Raw genomic sequence first — 19,667 nt, forward strand, 5'->3', positions numbered from 1 at the left:
CGCGGGCACGGCAGGACAGGCCATGCACGGGCGCCGGTCACCCGGCCTAGCGCCGGCCTTCGGTCAGATGGACCAGTTGCGCGCCGATTTCATAGCCAAGGGATTGTACGGCGCGCGTGGTGCGGGCGGCGGGTGTGGTGACGGGCAGGGGCAGGGCATCGGTGTTGCGGTTGCCGGTCAGGAAATCGGCCATCACCCGGCCAAAGACCGTGCCCGGCGCAATGCCGCGACCGTTGTAGCCGCAGAAGGTATAGACGCCCTCGGCCAGCACATGGAAGCGGGGCAGGTTGTCGGTGGTCATGCCGATCTGGCCATACCATTCATGTTCGAACCCGGTCCGGCCGATCCGGGGAAACAGCCGGGCGATCATCCGCTGTGCCCAGGCGCGATGCACGGCGATCCCGGTGCCGCGCAGCGCGCCGACCGATCCGAACACCAGCCGGTTTGCCGCATCCATGCGGAAGGACAACAGCACCTCTTTCGTGTCCCAGGCGCCATGGCGGCCGGGCAGGATGGTGCGGGCCACATCCTCGGGCAGGGGGGGGGTGGCGAAATTGAAATAGGGCAGAAAGACCTGCTGGTCGCGGATCTGCGGCATCAGATGCGCGGTATAGGCATCGGTGCCAAAGACCACCTGGCCGGCCTGCACCGTGCCGCCGGGCGTTTCCACCTGCCAGCCGGTGCCGGCGGGGGCCAGCCGCAGCGCGGGGCTTTGGGTATAGATCCGCGCGCCTTTGTCCTGCGCCGCGCGCGCCAGCCCGCGCGCATAGGCCAGCGGCTGGATCGTGCCGGTCCGGTGATCCAGCAACGCGCCCGCGAAATGGGTCGTGCCCAGCAGCGCGGCGGCGGCGGCGCGGTCCAGCAGCTCGACCCGTGCGCCGCGGGCCTGCCACTGGCGGGCGCGTTCGGCGATCTCGGCCAGGCCCTTGCGGCCGACGGCGGCATGCAGGGTGCCATGGGGCGTGGCCTCGCAGGCGATGTCATGGCGGCGCACGATGTCCCAGACCTCGGCCGGGCCCTCGGCCAGGGTTGACAAAAGCCGGTCGCCATAGACAGGGCCCAGCGTCCGGACCAGCACCTCGGGCATGACCCACATGCCGGCGTTCACCAGCCCGACATTGCGCCCCGCGCCGCCAAAGCCGATCTGGCTGGCCTCGACCAGCACCACATCGACACCGCGTTCGGCCAGATGCAGCGCGCTGGACAGCCCCGTATAGCCGCCGCCGATCACCACCACATCGGCCCGTTCGGGCCCCTCCAGCGCGGCGGTCTGCGGCGCGGGCGGGGCGCTTTGGGCCCAAAGACCGTGGGTGCGCGGATTGTTCTGCATGCTGGGTCTCCTGATCCCCGGGGGGCGGAATTGCCAGGGCCCCGGATGCGCGTCCCCTTTCTTTAACCGCGCCCGCGCATTAAGGTAGCGACGCTTTTGCAACAGGTCATGCCGGTTCGGAATATCATGCGCGCGCCACGTCGGTTTCTGCCCTCACTTCCGCTTCTGGCCGCGTTCGAGGCGGCGGCGCGCACCGGGTCGATCACCCAGGCCGCGCATGAACTGTCGCTGACCCAAAGCGCGGTGTCGCGCCAGATCAAGACGCTGGAAGGCCAGCTGGGCGTGATGCTGTTCATCCGCGAAAAGCAGTCGATCCGCCTGACCTATGGCGGCGAGATCTATGCCCGCGAGGTGCGCGACGCGCTGCAAAAGATATCGAACGCCTCGCTGAAACTGCGGGCCAGCCCCTCGGGCGGTACGCTGACACTGGGGATTCTGCCGACCTTCGGCAGCCGCTGGCTGGCGCCGCGCCTGCCCGATTTCATGGCCCGCCACCCCGAGGTGACGGTGAACATGTTCAGCCGCGCCAGCCGCTTCGATTTCGGCCAGGATGTGGTGGATGCCGCCATCCATTTTGGCCCGCCCGAATGGCCCGGCGCCGAACTGGCGCTGTTGCGGGGGGAAACCGTCCTGCCGATGTGCGCGCCCGCGCTTGCGGCGAAATATGCCTTCAGGGACCCCGCCGATCTGCGCCGCGCGCCGCTGCTGCATCTGAACACCCGTCCCGATGCCTGGGAAGGCTGGCTGCGGAAATACGGCGTCGATGACAGCGCGGTCTATGGCATGCTGTTTGACCAGTTCGCCACCCTGTCGCGCGCGGCGATGGCCGGGATGGGCATCGCGCTGATGCCCGAATTCCTGTTTGAGGATGAAATCCGTTCGGGCGCGCTGGTGCCTGCGCTGAACCTGCCGCTGCGCAGCCCGGGGGCCTATTACCTGGCCTGGCCGCAGGATCGGTCCGATTACATGCCGCTGCAGCTGTTCCGCGACTGGCTGTTGGACCAGACCGCCGCCGACCGTCAGGCCCCGCCGCCCGGGTTCATTCCGAACCCGCATGAAATCAGTCTCATTCCTTGATTTTCAGCGCCCCGTCCGCAGCGCATTGATGGGCCATCCCCAAGGGTCTGTGCCCCGGGGGCAATCATCAAGCAAGCCGGTCGCCCGTTTCGGGAAAGGCCGGCCCGTCAGGGAGTTCACCGTATGTCCAATTTCCGCGCCATCGTGTCCGGGCTGTCGCTTGCCGCAACCTTGGGCCTTGCCGCCACCGCCGCCAGCGCACAAGAGGCCAGCTGGGCCAGGGTCCAGGAAGCCGGCACGCTGCGCTGTGGCGCCGCCGTCTATCCGCCCTTCGTCAGCTATGATCCGCTGACCAAGGAATACGGCGGCCTGTTCGCCGAATTGTGCAAACGCTACGCGACCGAGGTTCTGGGCGTGAAGCATGAATTCGTCGATACCACCTGGGACAACATCGTCGCGGGCCTGCAGGCGGGCAAATGGGACATGTCGCTGGCGCTGAACCACACGCCGCAGCGCGCGCTGGCGGTGGGCTTTTCGGATGCCGCGATCCCCGATCAGGTGTCGCTGGCCTACAAGAAGGACAATGCGAAGATCCCTGCGGATGCGAAATCCTTTGCCGATTTCGACAAGGCGGATGTCACCGTCATCGTGACCTCGGGCACCTATATGGACAAGGCGGTGACGGCGCTGGCGAAAAACGCCAGGATCCTGCGCCTGCCGTCGGGGGATGAGGCGCGGCTGGCGCTGATGTCGGGGCGGGGCGATGTGCTGGCGGATCCGTCCGATTCCAACATGGTCTATATCGCGGCCAACAGCGATTGGGCGACGCATCTGATCCCGGAACCGGCCGTGTCGCGTCAGGGCATGGGGCTGGGCGTGCATCGGTCGATGTCGCATCAGGACCTGCAATCGCTGAACTTCTTTTTGGAAGAACTGCGTGCCACCGGCCAGATGGATGTGATGCTGCAGGCCGCGATCGAACAGATCCTGGCCGAGGCGAACTGATCGCCATCCCTTGCCCGCCCCTGCCGGCCCGACCCCGGGCCGGCCTTTCCCGCGCCCGGAGATCACGATGTATGACGCCATGACCCAGCCCCTTGCCAGCCTGCGCAACATCCACAAGGCCTATGGCAGCCTCAAGGTGCTGTCGGGGATCAACCTCGACATGTCGCCGGGCGAACGGGTGGTGGTGATCGGTCCTTCGGGCGGGGGCAAGTCCACGCTGCTGCGCATCATGATGGGGCTGGAAGACATCACCGGGGGCAGCATCGAATTCGAAGGCCAGCCCTATATCACCGCCCGCAACGGCAAGACCCGGATCGATGCCGATGTGCGCAAGAAGGTGGGGATGGTGTTTCAGCACTATACCCTGTTTCCGCATCTTTCGATCCTGAACAACCTGATGCTGGCGGCGGTCAAGACGCGCGGCATGCCCCGGGCCGAGGCGCGCGACAAGGCGATGCAGCTGCTGGCGCGGCTGGGGCTGGAAACCAAGGCGGGCGCCTATCCCAGCCATCTGTCGGGCGGGCAAAAGCAGCGCGTGGCGATTGCCCGCGCGCTGATGCTGGACCCGCGCCTGATGCTGTTTGACGAGGTGACATCCGCGCTGGACCCCGAACTGGTGGCCGAGGTCGAACAGGTGATGCTGGAACTGGCCGAACAGCGCCTGCCGATGATGATCGTCACGCATGACATGTGGTTCGCGCGCAATATCGCCAGCCGCGTGATCTTTTGCGCGGGCGGCGTCGTGGTCGAGGATGGCCCCCCCGAACAGGTGCTGGGCGATCCGGTGAACCCGCGCACGCGCGAATTCATCCAGCGTGTTTTCCATATCCACGGGTAGGCGCGATGGATTACGATGTTCAATTCCACTACGTCAGACAGGCCTGGCCCTATCTGATGGAAGGGCTGTGGGTCACGCTGCAGCTGACCTTTGCGGCCAATGTGATCGCGCTGACGCTGGGCTTTGGCATAGCGATTCTGGTGATGTCGCGGCATTGGTTCGTGCGCGCGCCCTTTGCCCTGCTGATCGAGTTCTTTCGCTGCACCCCGGTGCTGGTGCAGGTGATCTGGTTCTTCTACTGCGTGCCGATCCTGTTCGGGGTTTATCTGGACCCGATGCCGATGGGCATTCTGGCGCTGGGCCTGAACCTGGCCTGTTTCAACGCCGAGGCCTACCGCGCCGCGATCCAGGCGGTGCCGCGCGAACAGATGGATGCGGGCGTGGCGCTGGGCTTTTCGCCGCTGCAGCGCGTGGCCTATATCATTTTTCCCCACGCGCTGCGCGCGGCGCTGCCGGTGCTGATCACAAATGGCATCACCCTGTTTCAGCAATCGGCGCTGGTCGCGCTCGTGGCGATCGGGGACCTGATGTACATGGGCAAGCAGGTCGCGACGGAATCCTACCGCCCGATCGAAACCTTCACGGCCGTGGCGCTGATCTATTTCGCCGTGTCCTTCCCGGTGGCGCGCCTGGCCGCGCTGGTGGAACGCCGGCTGGATGTGGCACGGGCATGAGGGCAGCATGAAGATCGATTTCTCTTTCCTGTCGAAATACCATGAGGCCCTGTTGATGGGCCTGGGTACGACGCTGCAGCTGACGGTGATCTGCTTTGGCCTTGCGCTGGTGCTGGGCTTCGTGCTGGCGCTGTTGCGCGGGTCACGGATCAAGCCGGTGGCCTGGGCGGCGACGCTGTATGTCGAGTTCTTTCGCGGCACGCCGGTTCTGGTGCAACTGTTCTGGATCTTTTACTGCCTGCCGATCTTTCTGGGGACGGAACTGTCCAATTTCACCTCGGCGGTGGTCTGCCTGTCGCTTTATGGCGGTGCGGTCATGTCGGAAAGCTTTCGGTCGGGGCTGAAGTCGATCGGGCGCGAACAATATGATGCGGCCCATGCGCTGGGGCTGACCCCCTGGGTGCGCACGGTGCATGTGCTGCTGCCGCAGGCGGTTCTGCGCGCGGTGCCGGTGCTGCTGTCCAACGGGGTGGGGCTGTTCAAGGAAAGCGCGCTGATTTCGGCGGTGGGCATGGCCGAACTGATGTTCATCGGGTCGACCATCTCGAACCGCACCGCGCGCCCGGTCGAGGTGTTCACCGCCATCGCGCTGATCTACTTCCTTGTCGCCTTTCCGCTGACGCGGCTGGTGGCGGTTCTGGAACGGCGCATCCTGCGGCGTCTGGCGATCTGAAGGATAATCATGGTCTATGCAATCACCCGCAAAAGCCAATCCTGGTATGGCGAAAGCATCGGTATCCTGATCCTGGACGCCGCCTATCCTTGCGTGCCCGGCAATGTCGGAAACGCCACCAGCTACCCCTTTCCCGTGCGCTATCATGAGGTCGAGGGCGCCTCGATCGACCGGCTGCTGAACCAGTGCGATCCGACGCTGGCCGGCCCCTTCATCGCCGGGGCGCTGGAATTGCAGGCCCGGGGTGTCAAGGCGGTGACGGGGGCCTGTGGCTTCATGGCGATCTTTCAGCCGCAGGTCGCCGCCGCGCTGGATATTCCCGTGTTCCTGTCGCCCTTGCTGCAGATCCCCTTCATCGCGCAGATCACCGGGCGGCCCGTGGGCATCATCACCGCCAATGCCGCGCGCCTGACGCCCGCGCATTTCGCGGCCTGCGGCGTGGACGCGGGCATCCCGCTGCGCATCGCCGGGATGGAGGGATGCGCCGAATTCCGCAGCGCCATCCTTGAGGAAAAAGGCACGCTGAACAGCGGCGCGATCGAGGCCGAGGTCTGCGCGGTCGCCCGCCGTCTGGTGGCCGATCACCCCCAGGTCGGCGCGATCCTGCTGGAATGTTCCGACCTGCCGCCCTATGCGCAGGCCGTGCAGCAGGCCACCGGCCGCCCCGTCTTTGATTTCAACACCATGATCACCCAGGTCGAACGCGCCGTCGTTGCGCGCCGCTATCAGGGCGCGATGTAGCCTGCGTGATCTTTGAACCGCCGCCTTCGCGCCGGCACCCCGCTTACCTGAAAGGAACCCACCCATGCATCCGATGAACCAGCTGCCCCGGGAAACGATGGCCCTTTTGTCCGGTCTGGGCGTCGCCCCGGCGCGGCTGCGCGACGGGCAGCTTGTCGCGCGCACCCCGATCACCGGCGAAACCCTTTGCACCCTGCGCGAGGACACCCCGGCCGAGGCCGCCGCCGCGATCGGGGCCGCCCACCGCGCCTTTCTGGATTGGCGGCTGGTGCCCGCGCCTCAGCGCGGTGAACTGGTGCGCCTGCTGGGCGAGGAACTGCGCGCCGCCAAGGCCGATCTGGGCCGGCTGGTGTCGGTCGAGGCGGGCAAGGTCACTTCGGAAGGCCTGGGCGAGGTGCAGGAGATGATCGACATCTGCGACTTTGCCGTGGGCCTGTCGCGCCAGCTGTATGGCTTGACCATCGCCACCGAACGCCCCGCGCACCGGATGATGGAAACCTGGCATCCGGCGGGCGTGGTCGGCGTGATCTCGGCGTTCAACTTCCCTGTCGCGGTCTGGTCCTGGAACGCGGCGCTGGCGCTGGTCTGCGGTGACGCGGTGGTGTGGAAGCCGTCGGAAAAGACCCCGCTGACGGCGCTGGCCTGCGAGGCGATCCTGGCGCGCGCCATCGACCGTTTCCGTGCAGCGGGCCACAGCTGCCCCGAAGGTGTCAGCGCGGTGCTGGTCGGCGGGCGCGATCTGGGCGAATTGCTGGTGGATCATCCGAAGGTTCCGGTGATCTCGGCGACCGGGTCGACGCGGATGGGGCGTGCGGTGGGCCCCCGGGTCGCGGCGCGGTTCGGCCGGTCGATCCTGGAACTGGGCGGCAACAACGCCGCGATCGTGGCCCCCAGCGCGGATCTGGAACTGACGCTGCGTGGCGTGGCCTTTGCGGCGATGGGCACGGCGGGGCAGCGATGCACCACGCTGCGCCGCCTGTTCGTGCATGACAGCATTTATGACCAGCTGGTCGGGCGGCTGAAGGCGGCCTATGCCTCGGTTCCGGTCGGATCGCCGCTGGCCACCGGCACGCTGGTCGGTCCGCTGATCGACAAGGCGGCGTTTGACGCGATGCAGGCCGCCCTGGCCGCCGCGCGTGCGGCGGGCGGCGCGGTGACGGGGGGCGACCGGCAGGATGGTGCCGGGCCGGATGCCTTCTACGTCCGCCCCGCGCTGGTCGAAATGCCCGCCCAGACCGGCCCGGTTCTGGAGGAAACCTTTGCCCCGATCCTGTATGTGATGCGCTACACCGACTTTGCCGAGGCGCTGGCCGCGCAGAACGACGTGCCGCAGGGCCTGTCGTCGTCCTGCTTCACCAATGACCTGCGCGAGGCCGAGCTGTTCGTTTCCGCCGCGGGGTCGGATTGCGGCATCGCCAATGTCAACATCGGGCCTTCGGGTGCGGAAATCGGCGGCGCCTTTGGCGGCGAAAAGGAAACCGGCGGCGGGCGCGAAAGCGGCTCGGACGCGTGGAAGGGCTATATGCGCCGCGCCACCAACACGATCAACTTCGGTCGCACCCTGCCGCTGGCGCAGGGCGTCAAGTTCGACATCTGAGGGCGGGCCATGACCGGCACCACCCCTTTCCGGCCCGCCGCGCGGGTTGCGGATCTTGGCGTATCCGAGATTCTCGGGGTCTCGGCCCGGGCGGCGGCGCTGGCCAAGGCGCTGGCCCGCATCGCCCGCGCCGTCGCAAGCCTGCGCCCCGCGGCCCTGGCCGTCTGACCCGAAAGGAACATATCATGCGAAACGGTGGAACGCTGCTTGTGGAATGTCTGGTCGCGCTGGGCGTGCGCAAGGCATTCGGGGTTCCGGGGGAAAGCTATCTGGCGGTGCTGGATGCGCTGCATGACACCGCCGGAACGCTGGATTTCGTGATGTGCCGGAATGAGGGCGGCGCGGGCTTCATGGCGGCGGCCTGGGGCAAGCTGACGGGTCAGCCGGGCATCTGCATGGTCACGCGCGGGCCCGGCGCCACCAATGCCGCGATCGGGGTGCATACGGCGATGCAGGACAGCGCGCCGATGCTGATGTTCGTGGGTCAGGTCGGCACCGACATGAAGGGACGCGAGGCGTTTCAGGAACTGGATTACAGGGCCGTCTTCGGCACGATGGCGAAATGGGCGGTGGAAATCGACCAGGTCGGGCGCATCCCCGAGATCGTCTCGCGCGCCTGGACGATGGCGACCAGCGGCCGCCCCGGCCCGGTGGTGATCGCGCTGCCCGAAGACATGCTGACCACGCTGACCGACACCCCCGCGCTGACCGGCCCGGTCGAGATGACCGAACCCGTCCCCGCGCCAGATACGATGACGCGGCTGCGCGACCTGCTGGCCGGGGCCGAGCGTCCGTTGATCCTGTATGGCGGTTGCAACTGGAAGGCCGGGGCGATGGCGCAGGTGCAGGCCTTTGCCGAAGCCAGCGACATTCCCGTTGTGTCGGTCTTTCGTTATCAGGACATGTATGACAACACCTCGGCCAGCTTTTGCGGCGAGGCGGGCGTGGGCATGGTGGCCTCGGTCAAGGCGCTGCTGCGCGACGCCGATGTGATCCTGGCGATCAACAACCGCTTTGGCGAGAATTCGACCGACGGCTACACCCTGTTCGACGTGCCGCAGCCACGGCAGAAAATCATCCATGTGCATGGGTCCGATCTGGAGATCGGCAAGATCTATCGCCCCGCCCTTGGCATCCACGCGGGCCCCAATGCCTTTGCCGCAGCCCTGGCCGGGCTGGCGCCGGTGCGCGGTCCCTGGGCCGCCTGGCGGGCCGCGGGGCGTGCCGCCTATGAGACGGGCTTTGATCTGCCCGATCAGCCCTCGCCCGTGGATATGGGCAAGGTCTGCGCCCATCTGCGGCAGGTCCTGCCCGGGGATGTGATCCTGACCAATGGCGCGGGCAATTTCACCGTCTGGCCCAACAAGTTCTTCCGGTTCGGGCCGAAGGCGCGGCTGCTGGCGCCGCAGGCGGGGGCGATGGGTTATGGCCTGTGTGCGGCCATCGCGGCCAAGGTGGCCGAGCCCGGCCGCACCGTGGTCTGTTTCGCGGGTGATGGCGATTTCCAGATGAACTGCACCGAACTTGCCACCGCCTTGCAGGCCGGTGCGCAGCCGATCGTTCTGATCCTGAACAACGGCATCTACGGTACGATCCGTGCGCATCAGGAACGCAACTATCCCGCCCGCGTATCCGGCACGACGATGGCGCAGAACCCCGATTTCGTGATGCTGGCACGGGCCTACGGCTTTCACGCCGAGCGGGTCGAGACCACCGGCGCCTTCGCCGCCGCCTTTGACCGGGCGCTGGCGTCACCGACCGGCGCGGTGCTGGATCTGGTGATCGCGCCCGAGGCGATCACCCCGCGCCAGACCCTGAGCCATATGCGTGAAACCGCGCTGAAAAGGGGCTGATCCGGGATCACCGAGCGGGGAAAGGCAGTGCGTTTTGCCATGTCTTCCCTTGCCGGGGGCATCCCGGGCCCGGCCATCGCCGCAGATCCCTGATTGATTGGCAAATCAATGATCTTGCCAAAAGTTTTGGCGGTAATCGTCAGCGGTCAAGCTTTGGGTGATGGCCATGCCCGGAACGGTCGATCAGGTTATGCCCTGAAAACCGGTGGCTGCACGCCGCGGTCGTCGCGATCTTGCAGGTGACACGTTTCAAGGCGGATATTGGTGAACGTTCTGGCAAAATCCCGACCGCGGCTGAGTGAAAACCCGCCGAAGAGGTCATGTGTGGATGCCTTGACCCAGGCGACGGCTTTCGCGTTGCCATTTTTGTTCTCCGTCGCAAAAGTGCCGAATTTCGTCATGGTTGCGACCCTCTCGTCCTTGAGGATATGGGCGTAAGGGTCTTGGCTGGGTTGCAGGTCGGCTCAGGCCGCGCGGCTTGACGCGAATATCGCCACATCCGGCCCGGTCACTTCAGGGTTTTCCAGTTTGAAGATCGCGACGGCGTCGGCAAGGATTTCGGCTTCGCCCTGCAGCGCACGGGCAGCGGCGTTGGCTTGTTGAAAAATGGCTGCATTGCGCTGTGTCGTGCGGTCGAGTTCATTGGTGGCGTTGGAGATTTCGGCAATTCCGGTGGCGGTTTCGGTTGCAGCTGTCACGATTTCGCGGATCTTGTGGGCAACATCCTCGACCCCGGCGACGATTCCCTTCAGCGCGGTGCCGGAATCATGCACAAGGGCGACGCCGCGTTGCACATTGCCCCTTGATGTGTCGATGAGGGCCGAGATTTCGCGGGCTGCCTCGGATGAACGCTGCGCCAGCAACCGCACCTCGCTTGCGACGACAGCGAAGCCGCGACCGGCTTCGCCGGCGCGCGCGGCCTCGACGCCCGCGTTCAGCGCCAGCAGGTTGGTCTGGAACGCGATTTCGTCGATGACCTGCAAGATCCCGCCGATGGAATCGGACGAGGCCTTGATCTCATCCATCGCGTGGACCGCTTTGCTGACCACATCCCGACCCGTGATCGCCTCGGTTGCGATCCGTTCGACCGCGATGCGGGCAATTTCTGCCGAGGTGGCGGCGGATTTGACAGAGGCGGACATCTCTTCGATGGCTGAAGCGGTTTCTTCCAGCATCGCTGCATTGGTTTCGCTGCGCTGCGCCAGATCGTCAGCGGCCCCCGAGATTTCGCGGGCCGAACTGTCGACCGTGGTGGAGGAAAGTGAAATATTGCCCAGAATCCGCGACAGGGTGTCCGTGGTCGCGTTCATCCGCGTGCCGATTTCGGCAAAGACCCCCTGAAAATGATCGGGCATGCGATGTGTCAGATCGCCCTGCGCAAGATGATCAAGCGCGGTGCGCACAGCGCCAAGTCCGTCGTTTGCGGCCTCGCCGATCCGGTTCATGCCGTCGCAGAGATCGGCGAAGATGCCGGTCTTGTCGTCAATCCGAAGCTGGCGCGAAAAATCGCCCGCCGCGCAGGCCTCGACGACCGCCGCGATTTCTTCGGCGGCGCGGCGTTCGCGGTCACGTTGCGCCCCGGCCTCGCGGGCGGCTTCCGACAGGCGTTCGGCTTCGGCGGCGCGGCGTTCGGCCTCGGCGCGGGCCTGGGCCTCCAGCACCGTCGCCTGGCTGGCGATTTCCTGTGATTGCTGTTCGGCGCGGCGGGTTTCCTCGGCCAGCGCCTCGGCCTGGCGCAGGAAGACATCCATCGCGCTGCCCAGGTCAGCAATTTCGCGCGCGGCCCGGGGCGCGGCACGCCGTGCGGGTGTTTCCCCGCGTGACACGGCCAGCAGGGCCTGCGTGATGTCCTTCAATGGACGCATCTGGCCGCGCAGCCAGACCAGCATTGCCACAAGCAGGATCAGCGCCGTCCCGGTCATGGCCGCCAGCGCGGTGCGGATCGCGGCGGACCTGGCGGCATTCTGATCGGTGAAATCTGTCAGCAGTATCAGTTGGATATCGCGGTTTGTCGCGCCTGGGCCAAGGGGGGTGCCCGTTGCGACAAAGGATCGGCCACCAGCCTGGATCACCGCCGAAGGTTCGGCCCCGATGACGGACAGGGGTCGTGCCTTCCGGGCCAGGTCTTCGGGGGTCGGGCCTGGGGCGGACGGCTGGGCTGCAGTGGTTTGCGTGCCGTCGGCATCCATCACGGGCTGGGCCGCGGCGATCAGCTGGACCGCGCCCGTGGCATCGACCGAGGTCAGCAGGGCGGTGCCGGCAATCGCACCGGCAATCTCGGGCAGGGTGGCGGCCACATCCAGCGACAGCAGCGCCACGCCGATCCGTTCGCGACCGTTCAGCAGCGGAAAGGCATAGGCGGCGGCATAGGTTTCGGCCTCGATCAGGGCAATATCGAAGGACCGCTGTCCGCTGGACAGAACCTTCTGCACCGGCACCGGCACCGGCACAGGATCCGGGGGGACGGGGCTGTCCGAGGCGGGGAAGGCCACCGCAAGCTGGCCCGCCACATCATAGATGCGAAGGCCAGACACCTCGCCCGAAGCCGCGATGCGGTTGAAGGTCGAGGCCAACAAGTCCGCCGCGGTCCTGGTATCGCCGCGCGCCAGCGCCGCGATGGTTTCCTGATCGCGGGCGAGGGTCAGGCCATGGGTGGCCAGTGTCCTTTCGCCGCGCCGGATCACGGCCAGCGCCGCAGCGCCAAGGCTTGCCCCGTTCTGACGCAGCAAGGCGCCTTCGACCCGGTTCAGGATCAATGTCCCGCTGCCGCCGAATCCTGCCAGAAGCAGGATCGCAAGAAGACAGACCCCGATGACTATCCGGTTCGAAAGCGTCATGGCCACGTCCTTTCTGGTCAGGTTTTCGTGCGTCCGATCATTCGATCGGGAAACCGGCGGCTTCCCAGGCGGGGTAGCCATCGCGCAAATAGTTGACGGCGCTGTAGCCCCAGCCGACGGCAAGCGTGCTGGCCTCGGACGAACGCAGGCAGGAATGGCCGTTGCAATAGATGACGACAGGGTCGGTCTTGCCCACGACGGCGCCAAGGCTTTCCCCGGTGAAGTTGCTGGGGGCCGTGTTGCCGGGGTGGTCCAGGTGCACGGCCCCCGGGATGCGTCCCGCGGCGAAGTCGGATGCCTTGCGCACGTCGATGAAGGCTACGCCCTGTTCGAACAGCGCGAAGGCCTCTTGGGCCGTGACGGTGGTGGCCCCGGGAACGACCGTGGGCGATTCCGCGGCCAGCGCGGCCAGCGGGACCAGCGTCAGGCCGATTGCGGTGGCGAGGGAGGGGAAAAGGCGTGTCATGATACTCTCCAAAAATGGCGGGGTGCGGGGCGGGTGCAAAGACCCGCCGCCATGCCCGGGGCGCCAGACTGGATCAAGACCGCTTAAGGGATGGTGAAGGGACGCCGATGGCTTTGGCGTTTTCCGACTTGCGGTTAACGCAGCCTTTATGCGGCCCGTGCCGGTGGCTGGCGCGCCGATCATCGCGGTCGCGCGCGCGCCCGGACCTTATGGCAGGGGAGTGGTGGGGTATCGGCCCCGCGGCGCCAATTGCCCTGCGAGAGGGCCGGTCAGGGCTTGTCCCTGTCGGCGGCGTCGGCGGCGGGTTGGTCCGCGCAGGCCCGGGCCCCGGCAGCCGCCTTCATCCGGGCCAGCAGCTCGGATTTGCGGGACTGATCGCCAAAGGGGTTCCTGGTGCTGCCCTTGGCATTGTGTTCGGCATGGCGCGGCGCATCCTTGCGCTGTTTCGGCGAGCCTGATTTCCCGTAATCCATGGTGATCCCTCTGCCGATATCGTCGGGGCTGGTCTAGCGCGCCCAGACGCCCGGCACAAGTGCGCTGCGTCGGGGGGGCGCCCGGGGATAACTGCCGGGGGCGGTCAGGCCTTCTTCACGAATTCGGTCAGGATGACGATGCGCTGGCCTTCGACCCGGCCTTCGATCTGGCCCGCGTTGTCAGGGACCGGCGCGATGTTGCGCACCGCGGTGCCGCGCTTGGCGGTAAAGCCGGCGCCCTTGACCGGAAGATCCTTGATCAGCGTCACTGTGTCGCCCTGTTGCAGCACCGCGCCGTTGCAATCGCGGTGGACCACCGCAGGGGCATCGGTGATGGCGGCCTCGGCCCAGGCCTGCAGGTCCGGGTCCAGATAGGCCATGTCCAGCAGGTCGCGCGCCCAGGGCGCACCCGGCAGTGCCTTCAAAAGCCGCCAGGCCAGCACCTTGACGGCGGGATCCTCGGACCAGATCGCATCGTTCAGGCAGCGCCAGTGGGGCGTATCCTCGGGGCCGGATTCGGCGCCGGCGCGGCAGGTTGCGCAAAGCTGGACCGAATCGGTGCGCGGCGCCACCGCGACGGGGCTTGCGTCCTTGGCATGGCACAGGCTGCAGGTGGGCATGGCAGGGTCCTTTCCGCTTGGGTCGGGTCCAGCGGTTACACCCCGGCGGGGGTCTTGTCCACGCCGCGGGTAAGGCGCGCGCAAATGCGGTGGCGCGCGGATCGGGGTGCGCATAAGCTGGCGTGCAGGTACCCGATCAGCGAGTTTGAAAGTATGGTAAAATCTTCAACCAAATCCGCCACGAAATCCGCGCCCAGGACCACCGCGGCGCGCAAGGCGGCATCCGCACCCCAGCCGGCCGCCGAACCCATCCCCGAATCCATCCCCGCCACCACGGTCGCTGACAAGCCGGCTGCCCCGGTGCTGCGCAAGAAGGATTTTCTGGACCGCGTGATCGCCGAAAGCGGCGCGCGCAAGCCCGATGCCCGCAGCATTGCCGAGGCCACGCTGAAGGTTCTGGGCGAGGCGCTGGCGCGCGGCGAAGCCCTGTCGTTGCCGCCGCTGGGCAAGCTGCGCGTCAGCCGCAGCACGCCCGACGCCGGTGGCGCGCGGATCGTTGTCAAACTGCGCCGTGGCGTCCCCGCGACAGACCTGGCCGAGGTTCCGGCGGGCCGTTCCGAAAAGGCGCAGATTTCTCTGCCGGGGGGGCTTGCAGAGGGCGATGACTGAGTCTAAAAGCCACGCCACCGGGCGATTAGCTCAGCGGTAGAGCGCTTCGTTCACATCGAAGATGTCAGCGGTTCAAATCCGTTATCGCCCACCATCATTTCCGAAAAGCGCGCCAGATCGGCGCGCTTTTCCATTTTCGCGGCGGTTTCAGGGGCTTGCGTGTCACCCGTGACCTGGGCTAGAACGCGGCGTACAGGGTGATTAGCTCAGTTGGTAGAGCGCCTCGTTTACACCGAGGATGTCGGGAGTTCGAGTCTCTCATCACCCACCACCCCTTCAACGCACCGTCCCAAATACCCACCGCCCCAAAACCCCGTCGGGAACGGTGTGATCCCGGCCCCGCAGTCCGGTCAGGGCACCGTGGGACCAAGGGTGGCGGGACCATGGGTGGCGGTCCAGGCGCGGGCCTGCGCGGCATCGTGTTTGGCCAGGATGCGCAGCCAGCCGTTCACCGCCTGGCGCGGCTGTGCGTCGCCATCCCGTGCCAGTTGTGCGCACCAGCCCAGGATCCGGTCGCGGATGGCCAGATCCGCAGGCTTGGGGTGGTTCAGCCGGGCCCAGGGCAGGGTCATGTCCAGCGCGGCGCGGCGTGTCAGCGGGGTGGGGTGGTCCAGCCACGCCGCGACCTGATCCAGCCGGGCGGGATCCGCCACCAGCCGCCGCGCGCCCGCGCGCGCGGCGTGATCGGCAAGCACGGGGTCGTCAAGGCCGGGGACCCAATCCGCGATCAGGGCCCAGGCGGCATCGTCAGGGCGCATCCGGGCCTGGGTCAGCAGCTTGGCCGCGGCAATCGCCGCCTCGTGCACGCCCGTTTCCCACAGGGCGTGCGCCAGGGCCACCCGGCCCGGCACGTCCAGCGCCGCGCGCCATTGGCCGACCAGCGCGTCAAGCTGCGGCGCGGGCACATTCAGCCGGCGGCGCGTGCCCGGGGATCGGGCCGGGGCCGCCGCCGGACCGGCCAGCGCCATCAGCGCATCCAGCGCCTCGGGCCCGGTCATTCGACCGTCACCGATTTGGCCAGGTTGCGCGGCTGATCCACGTCGGTGCCCTTGGCGACCGCGGTGTGATAGGCCAGCAGCTGGGCGGGCAGGGCATACAGGATCGGGGCGAAGGGTTCGGCCACCTCGGGCATCTTCAGCTGCGCCCAGGTGCCCTCGGCCGCCGCCCGCAGGCCGCGCGCATCGGAAACCAGCAGCACCTGGCCGTGGCGGGCCATCACCTCTTGCATGTTGGACACGGTCTTGTCGAACAGCCGGTCATGGGGCGCAAAGACCACCACCGGAACCGATCGGTCGATCAGCGCGATCGGCCCGTGTTTCAGTTCGCCCGATGCATAACCTTCGGCGTGTATATAGCTGATTTCCTTTAGTTTCAGCGCACCTTCCAGCGCCAGGGGATACAGCGGCCCGCGGCCCAGGAACAGCACATCCTGCGCCTCGGCCAGCCGTTCGGCCAGGGCCGCTGTGTCATCGGATGTGGCAAGTGCGGTGTTCATCAGCCCCGGCAGCGCGCGCAGGGTTGCCAGGTGATCGGCCAGGGCCGCATCGTCGATCCGGCCCCGGTCGCGCCCGGCCTTCAGCGCCAGCAGTGCCAGCACCAGCAGCTGGCAGGTGAAGGCCTTGGTCGATGCCACGCCCACCTCGACCCCGGCCAGGATCGGCAGCACCACCCCCGCCTCGCGCGCGATCGAGGATGTGGGGACGTTGACCACCGCCAGCGTCTTTTCCACCCGCCCCGTGCAATAGCGCAGCGCCGCCAGCGTATCGGCGGTTTCGCCCGACTGGCTGACAAAGACCGCCCAGCTTTTCGCCGGGATCGGCGGCTCGCGATAGCGGAATTCGGACGCCACGTCGATTTCGCAGGGCAGGCCGGCCAGGCTTTCGAACCAGTATTTCGCAACCGCGCAGGCGTAATGGGCGGTGCCGCAGGCCACCAGCGTCAGCCGGTCCAGCCCGGAAAAATCCAGCCCCTCGGGCAGGTTCAGGCCTTCGCCGGTGACGTAATGGCGCAGCGCATCGCCCAGTACGGCGGGCTGTTCGGCGATTTCCTTGGCCATGAAATGCTTGTAGCCGGCCTTTTCCACCTGGGCCTGACCGGCCTCGATGCGCACCATCTCGCGGTTGGCACGGCGGCCCTCGGCGTCAAGGATCTCGGCGCCGCGGCGGGTGATGAAGGCATGGTCGCCCTCTTCCAGGTAGGTGATCGTATCGGTCATCGGCGCCAGCGCGATCGCGTCCGAGCCCACGAACATCTCGCCCTGGCCGTGGCCGATCGCCAGCGGGCTGCCCTTGCGCGCGGCGATCATCAGGTCATCCTCGCCCTCGAACAGCCACAGCAGGGCAAAGGCGCCTTCCAGCCGTTTCAGCGTGGCCACCGCCGCCTCACGCGGGGCAAAGCCCAGATCCATGTACATCCGCGTCAGCAGCGCCACGGTTTCGGTGTCGGTTTCCGATTCCGGGGTCAGCCCGGCGCTGGCCAGTTCCGCGCGCAGATCGCGGAAATTTTCAATGATGCCGTTGTGAACCACCGCCACCGGGCCCGACCGGTGCGGATGGGCATTGTCGGTGGTGGCCGCGCCATGGGTGGCCCAGCGGGTGTGCCCGATCCCCGCCTTGCCCGCCAGCGGGTCATGCACCAGCAGGTCCGACAGGTTCACCAGCTTGCCCACCGCGCGCCGCCGGTCCAGCCGGCCGGCGTTCACCGTGGCGATGCCCGCGCTGTCATAGCCGCGATATTCCAGCCGCTTCAGGGCCTCGACCAGAAGGGGGGCGGCTTCATGGCTGCCCAGAACGCCGACAATACCGCACATGGGTTCAATCCTTTTTCGCGCTGCGCCGCGCCTTTTCAGCCCGCAGCTTTTCAAAGAGTTTTCCGGCAAGGCCGGGTTTGACAAGCTGTTTTGCCCGCCCCAGCGCGACGGCGCCCGCGGGCACGTCCTGGGTGATGACCGATCCCGATCCGGTCAGCGCGCCATCGCCCACCGTGACGGGGGCCACCAGCATCGTGTCGGACCCGATGAAGGCATTGGCGCCGATCGTGGTGCGGTGCTTCATCACCCCGTCGTAATTGCAGGTGATCGTGCCTGCGCCGATATTCGTGGCTTCGCCCACATCGGCATCGCCCAGATAGGTCAGGTGACCGACCTTGACGCCCTCGGCCAGCAGGCTGTTCTTGATCTCGACGAAATTGCCGACATGCACATCTTCGGACAGTTCCGCGCCGGGGCGCAGCCGGGCAAAGGGGCCGACGGTGGCCCCGCGCGAGATATGGCAGCCCTCCAGATGGCAGAAGGCCAGGATTTCGGCGCCGCTTTCGATGGTGACGCCGGGGCCAAAGACCACATTCGGCCCGATCACCGCATCGCGCCCGATGAAGGTGTCGAGCGCGAAGAAGACGGTGTCGGGGGCGGTCAGGGTGACGCCGTTGTCCATTGCCTCGGCGCGCATGCGGGCCTGAAACATCGCCTCGGCGCGGGACAGTTCGGCGCGGGTGTTGATGCCCAGCGTCTCGGACTCGGGGCAGGTGACGACGCTGGCCGACAGGCCCTGCGCGCGCGCCGCGGCGACGATGTCGGTCAGGTAGTATTCGCCCGCGGCATTGTCGTTCGACAGGCCATCGACCAGGTTTGCCAGAAGATGCGCATTGCAGGCGATCACGCCGGAATTGCAAAGGGTTACCGCGCGTTCCGCATCGGTTGCATCCTTGAATTCCACGATCCGGTCCAGGTCAGCCCCGCGCGCGATCAGCCGGCCATAGCGGCCCGGATCGGCGGCCTCAAAGCCCAGAACGGTGATATCGGCGGTGCTGGCCTGCAGCTGTTCCAGCGTCTCGGGCCGGATGAAGGGGGTATCGCCGTAAAGCACCAGCACGCGGCCATCGAAACCGGCCAGCGCGGGCAGGGCCTGTGCGACCGCATGGCCGGTGCCCAGCTGTTCGGCCTGGATCACCACCTGCGCCTGCGGGTCAAGCGCGTTGACCGCCCGGGTCACCTGACCGGCACCGTGACCGGCCACCACGATCACGCGTTCGGGGTCCAGCGCGCGGCCAGCCGCCAGCGCATGCGCCACCAGCGGCGCCGCCCCCAGCCGGTGCAGCACCTTGGGCAGGTCCGAATTCATGCGGGTTCCCTGGCCTGCGGCCAGAATGATCAGCGCGATTGCCATGATGATGCCTTTTCTTCTGCTCGTTCCCGTTTTACCCATGCAACCACGGGCCGCAAGGGGAGCCACCTCACGCAACCTTTCGCCCTGTTACGAAAGGGCACCGATGCGGACCGTGATCTTTGACCTTGATGGCACGCTGGCCGATACCTCGGCCGATCTGGTGGCCGCGGCCAATGCCGTCTTTCGCGCGCGGGGCCTGGGCGATCTGCTGGACCCGGTGGCCGATGCGCTGACCGCCTTTCACGGCGGGCGGGCGATGCTGCGGCTGGGCTATGGCCGCGCGGGCCTGCCCGATGAGGTGCCCGAGGCGGATTATCGCACGCTGCTGGATCATTACGGTGCCCATATCGACACCCACACCCGGCTTTACCCCGGCGCGGTGCAGGCGGTTACCGCCCTGCGCGCGGCCGGTTTCGCCACCGGCATCTGCACCAACAAGCCCGAAGGTCTGGCCCGCGAACTGATCCGCCGTCTGGGCGTGACGGATCTGTTTTCCAGCCTGATCGGCGCCGACACCTTGCCGGTGCGCAAGCCCGACCCCGCCCCCTATCGCGCCGCCGTGGCCGGGGCGGGCGGCACGCTGGCCCGCTCGATCCTGATCGGCGACACCCGGACCGACCGCGACACCGCGCGCGCCGCCGGCGTGCCTTGCGCGCTGGTGACCTTCGGTCCCGAGGGGCGCGCGATCGAACGGCTTTCGCCCGAGGCGTTGTTGCATCATTATGACGACCTGCCCGCCCTGGCCCAAAGCCTGACCGGCCCCGCCTGACC

Annotated in this window: 20 protein-coding genes and 2 tRNA genes; 13 read left to right on the forward strand and 9 right to left on the reverse strand. The window is 67.1% G+C overall.

Going from position 1 to position 19,667, the window contains the following annotated elements; all coding sequences use genetic code 11:
• Positions 1-46: 46 nt before the first annotated feature.
• Positions 47-1,330: an NAD(P)/FAD-dependent oxidoreductase gene (locus tag ACK8OU_RS02670; protein ID WP_410301807.1), complete on the reverse strand. Its 1,284-nt coding sequence runs from the start codon at positions 1,328-1,330 to the stop codon at positions 47-49.
• A gap of 126 nt (positions 1,331-1,456) precedes the next feature.
• Between ACK8OU_RS02670 and ACK8OU_RS02675 the strand changes: the two genes are divergently transcribed.
• The 9 genes from ACK8OU_RS02675 (at position 1,457) to ACK8OU_RS02715 (ending at position 9,728) form a co-directional block, all read left to right on the forward strand.
• A complete protein-coding gene (locus ACK8OU_RS02675; RefSeq protein WP_410301808.1) occupies positions 1,457-2,407 on the forward strand; it encodes a LysR family transcriptional regulator in 951 nt (316 codons plus the stop codon).
• Between the two features lie 123 nt (positions 2,408-2,530).
• Positions 2,531-3,352 (forward strand): substrate-binding periplasmic protein, encoded by an 822-nt coding sequence (locus tag ACK8OU_RS02680; protein ID WP_410301809.1) that lies wholly within the window; start codon positions 2,531-2,533, stop codon positions 3,350-3,352.
• A gap of 67 nt (positions 3,353-3,419) precedes the next feature.
• Complete coding sequence (locus ACK8OU_RS02685) at positions 3,420-4,190, forward strand: amino acid ABC transporter ATP-binding protein (protein WP_410301811.1); 771 nt, start codon at positions 3,420-3,422, stop codon at positions 4,188-4,190.
• A 5-nt stretch (positions 4,191-4,195) separates the two neighbouring features.
• Positions 4,196-4,864 carry an amino acid ABC transporter permease gene (locus tag ACK8OU_RS02690; protein ID WP_410301812.1) on the forward strand — a complete coding sequence of 223 codons (669 nt, stop codon included), beginning with the start codon at positions 4,196-4,198 and terminating at the stop codon, positions 4,862-4,864.
• 7 nt (positions 4,865-4,871) lie between these two features.
• Positions 4,872-5,537 carry an amino acid ABC transporter permease gene (locus tag ACK8OU_RS02695; protein WP_410301813.1) on the forward strand — a complete coding sequence of 222 codons (666 nt, stop codon included), beginning with the start codon at positions 4,872-4,874 and terminating at the stop codon, positions 5,535-5,537.
• A 9-nt stretch (positions 5,538-5,546) separates the two neighbouring features.
• Entirely contained in the window at positions 5,547-6,278 is a 732-nt protein-coding gene (locus ACK8OU_RS02700) for an aspartate/glutamate racemase family protein (protein ID WP_410301814.1), read from the forward strand.
• 73 nt (positions 6,279-6,351) lie between these two features.
• The gene (amaB, locus tag ACK8OU_RS02705; protein ID WP_410301815.1) at positions 6,352-7,875 is read left to right on the forward strand and encodes an L-piperidine-6-carboxylate dehydrogenase; all 1,524 of its coding nucleotides are present in this window, start codon (positions 6,352-6,354) and stop codon (positions 7,873-7,875) included.
• A 9-nt stretch (positions 7,876-7,884) separates the two neighbouring features.
• Positions 7,885-8,043: a hypothetical protein gene (locus tag ACK8OU_RS02710; protein ID WP_410301816.1), complete on the forward strand. Its 159-nt coding sequence runs from the start codon at positions 7,885-7,887 to the stop codon at positions 8,041-8,043.
• Positions 8,044-8,060: 17 nt separating this feature from the next.
• A complete protein-coding gene (locus ACK8OU_RS02715) occupies positions 8,061-9,728 on the forward strand; it encodes a thiamine pyrophosphate-dependent enzyme (protein ID WP_410301817.1) in 1,668 nt (555 codons plus the stop codon).
• A 188-nt stretch (positions 9,729-9,916) separates the two neighbouring features.
• Here the strand turns inward: ACK8OU_RS02715 and ACK8OU_RS02720 are convergent, their stop codons facing one another.
• From ACK8OU_RS02720 to ACK8OU_RS02740, 5 genes are all read right to left on the reverse strand, one after another.
• Positions 9,917-10,129: a hypothetical protein gene (locus ACK8OU_RS02720; protein ID WP_410301818.1), complete on the reverse strand. Its 213-nt coding sequence runs from the start codon at positions 10,127-10,129 to the stop codon at positions 9,917-9,919.
• Between the two features lie 63 nt (positions 10,130-10,192).
• Positions 10,193-12,565 carry a methyl-accepting chemotaxis protein gene (locus ACK8OU_RS02725; protein WP_410301819.1) on the reverse strand — a complete coding sequence of 791 codons (2,373 nt, stop codon included), beginning with the start codon at positions 12,563-12,565 and terminating at the stop codon, positions 10,193-10,195.
• Between the two features lie 37 nt (positions 12,566-12,602).
• Positions 12,603-13,031, reverse strand: coding sequence for a rhodanese-like domain-containing protein (locus ACK8OU_RS02730; RefSeq protein ID WP_410301820.1), 429 nt, complete (start codon positions 13,029-13,031; stop codon positions 12,603-12,605).
• 269 nt (positions 13,032-13,300) lie between these two features.
• Entirely contained in the window at positions 13,301-13,504 is a 204-nt protein-coding gene (locus tag ACK8OU_RS02735) for a hypothetical protein (protein ID WP_410301821.1), read from the reverse strand.
• A gap of 104 nt (positions 13,505-13,608) precedes the next feature.
• Positions 13,609-14,124 carry an alkylphosphonate utilization protein gene (locus ACK8OU_RS02740; RefSeq protein WP_410301822.1) on the reverse strand — a complete coding sequence of 172 codons (516 nt, stop codon included), beginning with the start codon at positions 14,122-14,124 and terminating at the stop codon, positions 13,609-13,611.
• Between the two features lie 153 nt (positions 14,125-14,277).
• On the opposite strand from ACK8OU_RS02740, the gene ACK8OU_RS02745 reads away from it, so the two are divergent.
• The 3 genes from ACK8OU_RS02745 to ACK8OU_RS02755 all read left to right on the forward strand — a co-directional run bounded on the left by ACK8OU_RS02745 (position 14,278) and on the right by ACK8OU_RS02755 (position 15,004).
• Entirely contained in the window at positions 14,278-14,733 is a 456-nt protein-coding gene (locus ACK8OU_RS02745; RefSeq protein WP_410301823.1) for an HU family DNA-binding protein, read from the forward strand.
• A gap of 19 nt (positions 14,734-14,752) precedes the next feature.
• A tRNA-Val gene (locus tag ACK8OU_RS02750) sits at positions 14,753-14,827 on the forward strand.
• Positions 14,828-14,928: 101 nt separating this feature from the next.
• Positions 14,929-15,004 (forward strand) — tRNA-Val (locus tag ACK8OU_RS02755).
• Between the two features lie 79 nt (positions 15,005-15,083).
• Here the strand turns inward: ACK8OU_RS02755 and ACK8OU_RS02760 are convergent.
• Genes ACK8OU_RS02760 through glmU form a run of 3 tightly spaced genes read right to left on the reverse strand, consistent with a single transcriptional unit; the run spans position 15,084 to position 18,896 of the window.
• Positions 15,084-15,731 carry a DNA alkylation repair protein gene (locus tag ACK8OU_RS02760; protein ID WP_410301824.1) on the reverse strand — a complete coding sequence of 216 codons (648 nt, stop codon included), beginning with the start codon at positions 15,729-15,731 and terminating at the stop codon, positions 15,084-15,086.
• Complete coding sequence (gene glmS / locus ACK8OU_RS02765; protein ID WP_410301825.1) at positions 15,728-17,542, reverse strand: glutamine--fructose-6-phosphate transaminase (isomerizing); 1,815 nt, start codon at positions 17,540-17,542, stop codon at positions 15,728-15,730. Before glmS ends, ACK8OU_RS02760 begins: the two co-directional genes overlap by 4 nt.
• A gap of 4 nt (positions 17,543-17,546) precedes the next feature.
• On the reverse strand, positions 17,547-18,896 hold the full coding sequence (gene glmU, locus ACK8OU_RS02770) for a bifunctional UDP-N-acetylglucosamine diphosphorylase/glucosamine-1-phosphate N-acetyltransferase GlmU (protein ID WP_410301827.1): 1,350 nt from the start codon (positions 18,894-18,896) through the stop codon (positions 17,547-17,549).
• 103 nt (positions 18,897-18,999) lie between these two features.
• Here glmU and ACK8OU_RS02775 point away from each other — a divergent pair, with 103 nt between their 5' ends.
• A complete protein-coding gene (locus tag ACK8OU_RS02775; protein WP_410301828.1) occupies positions 19,000-19,665 on the forward strand; it encodes an HAD family hydrolase in 666 nt (221 codons plus the stop codon).
• Positions 19,666-19,667 lie beyond the last annotated feature (2 nt).

It is taken from the genome of Pontitalea aquivivens (genome assembly GCF_046507575.1).
GTDB classification, from domain to species: domain Bacteria; phylum Pseudomonadota; class Alphaproteobacteria; order Rhodobacterales; family Rhodobacteraceae; genus Pontitalea; species Pontitalea aquivivens.

Bases quoted from the DNA above. Each gene is read 5' to 3' on its own strand.
- ACK8OU_RS02670 (WP_410301807.1), bottom strand. From the start codon at position 1,330: ATGCAGAACAATCCGCGCACCCACGGTCTTTGGGCCCAAAGCGCCCCG.
- ACK8OU_RS02675 (WP_410301808.1), top strand. From the start codon at position 1,457: ATGCGCGCGCCACGTCGGTTTCTGCCCTCACTTCCGCTTCTGGCCGCG.
- ACK8OU_RS02680 (WP_410301809.1), top strand. From the start codon at position 2,531: ATGTCCAATTTCCGCGCCATCGTGTCCGGGCTGTCGCTTGCCGCAACC.
- ACK8OU_RS02685 (WP_410301811.1), top strand. From the start codon at position 3,420: ATGTATGACGCCATGACCCAGCCCCTTGCCAGCCTGCGCAACATCCAC.
- ACK8OU_RS02690 (WP_410301812.1), top strand. From the start codon at position 4,196: ATGGATTACGATGTTCAATTCCACTACGTCAGACAGGCCTGGCCCTAT.
- ACK8OU_RS02695 (WP_410301813.1), top strand. From the start codon at position 4,872: ATGAAGATCGATTTCTCTTTCCTGTCGAAATACCATGAGGCCCTGTTG.
- ACK8OU_RS02700 (WP_410301814.1), top strand. From the start codon at position 5,547: ATGGTCTATGCAATCACCCGCAAAAGCCAATCCTGGTATGGCGAAAGC.
- amaB (WP_410301815.1), top strand. From the start codon at position 6,352: ATGAACCAGCTGCCCCGGGAAACGATGGCCCTTTTGTCCGGTCTGGGC.
- ACK8OU_RS02710 (WP_410301816.1), top strand. From the start codon at position 7,885: ATGACCGGCACCACCCCTTTCCGGCCCGCCGCGCGGGTTGCGGATCTT.
- ACK8OU_RS02715 (WP_410301817.1), top strand. From the start codon at position 8,061: ATGCGAAACGGTGGAACGCTGCTTGTGGAATGTCTGGTCGCGCTGGGC.
- ACK8OU_RS02720 (WP_410301818.1), bottom strand. From the start codon at position 10,129: ATGACGAAATTCGGCACTTTTGCGACGGAGAACAAAAATGGCAACGCG.
- ACK8OU_RS02725 (WP_410301819.1), bottom strand. From the start codon at position 12,565: ATGACGCTTTCGAACCGGATAGTCATCGGGGTCTGTCTTCTTGCGATC.
- ACK8OU_RS02730 (WP_410301820.1), bottom strand. From the start codon at position 13,031: ATGACACGCCTTTTCCCCTCCCTCGCCACCGCAATCGGCCTGACGCTG.
- ACK8OU_RS02735 (WP_410301821.1), bottom strand. From the start codon at position 13,504: ATGGATTACGGGAAATCAGGCTCGCCGAAACAGCGCAAGGATGCGCCG.
- ACK8OU_RS02740 (WP_410301822.1), bottom strand. From the start codon at position 14,124: ATGCCCACCTGCAGCCTGTGCCATGCCAAGGACGCAAGCCCCGTCGCG.
- ACK8OU_RS02745 (WP_410301823.1), top strand. From the start codon at position 14,278: ATGGTAAAATCTTCAACCAAATCCGCCACGAAATCCGCGCCCAGGACC.
- ACK8OU_RS02760 (WP_410301824.1), bottom strand. From the start codon at position 15,731: ATGACCGGGCCCGAGGCGCTGGATGCGCTGATGGCGCTGGCCGGTCCG.
- glmS (WP_410301825.1), bottom strand. From the start codon at position 17,542: ATGTGCGGTATTGTCGGCGTTCTGGGCAGCCATGAAGCCGCCCCCCTT.
- glmU (WP_410301827.1), bottom strand. From the start codon at position 18,896: ATGGCAATCGCGCTGATCATTCTGGCCGCAGGCCAGGGAACCCGCATG.
- ACK8OU_RS02775 (WP_410301828.1), top strand. From the start codon at position 19,000: ATGCGGACCGTGATCTTTGACCTTGATGGCACGCTGGCCGATACCTCG.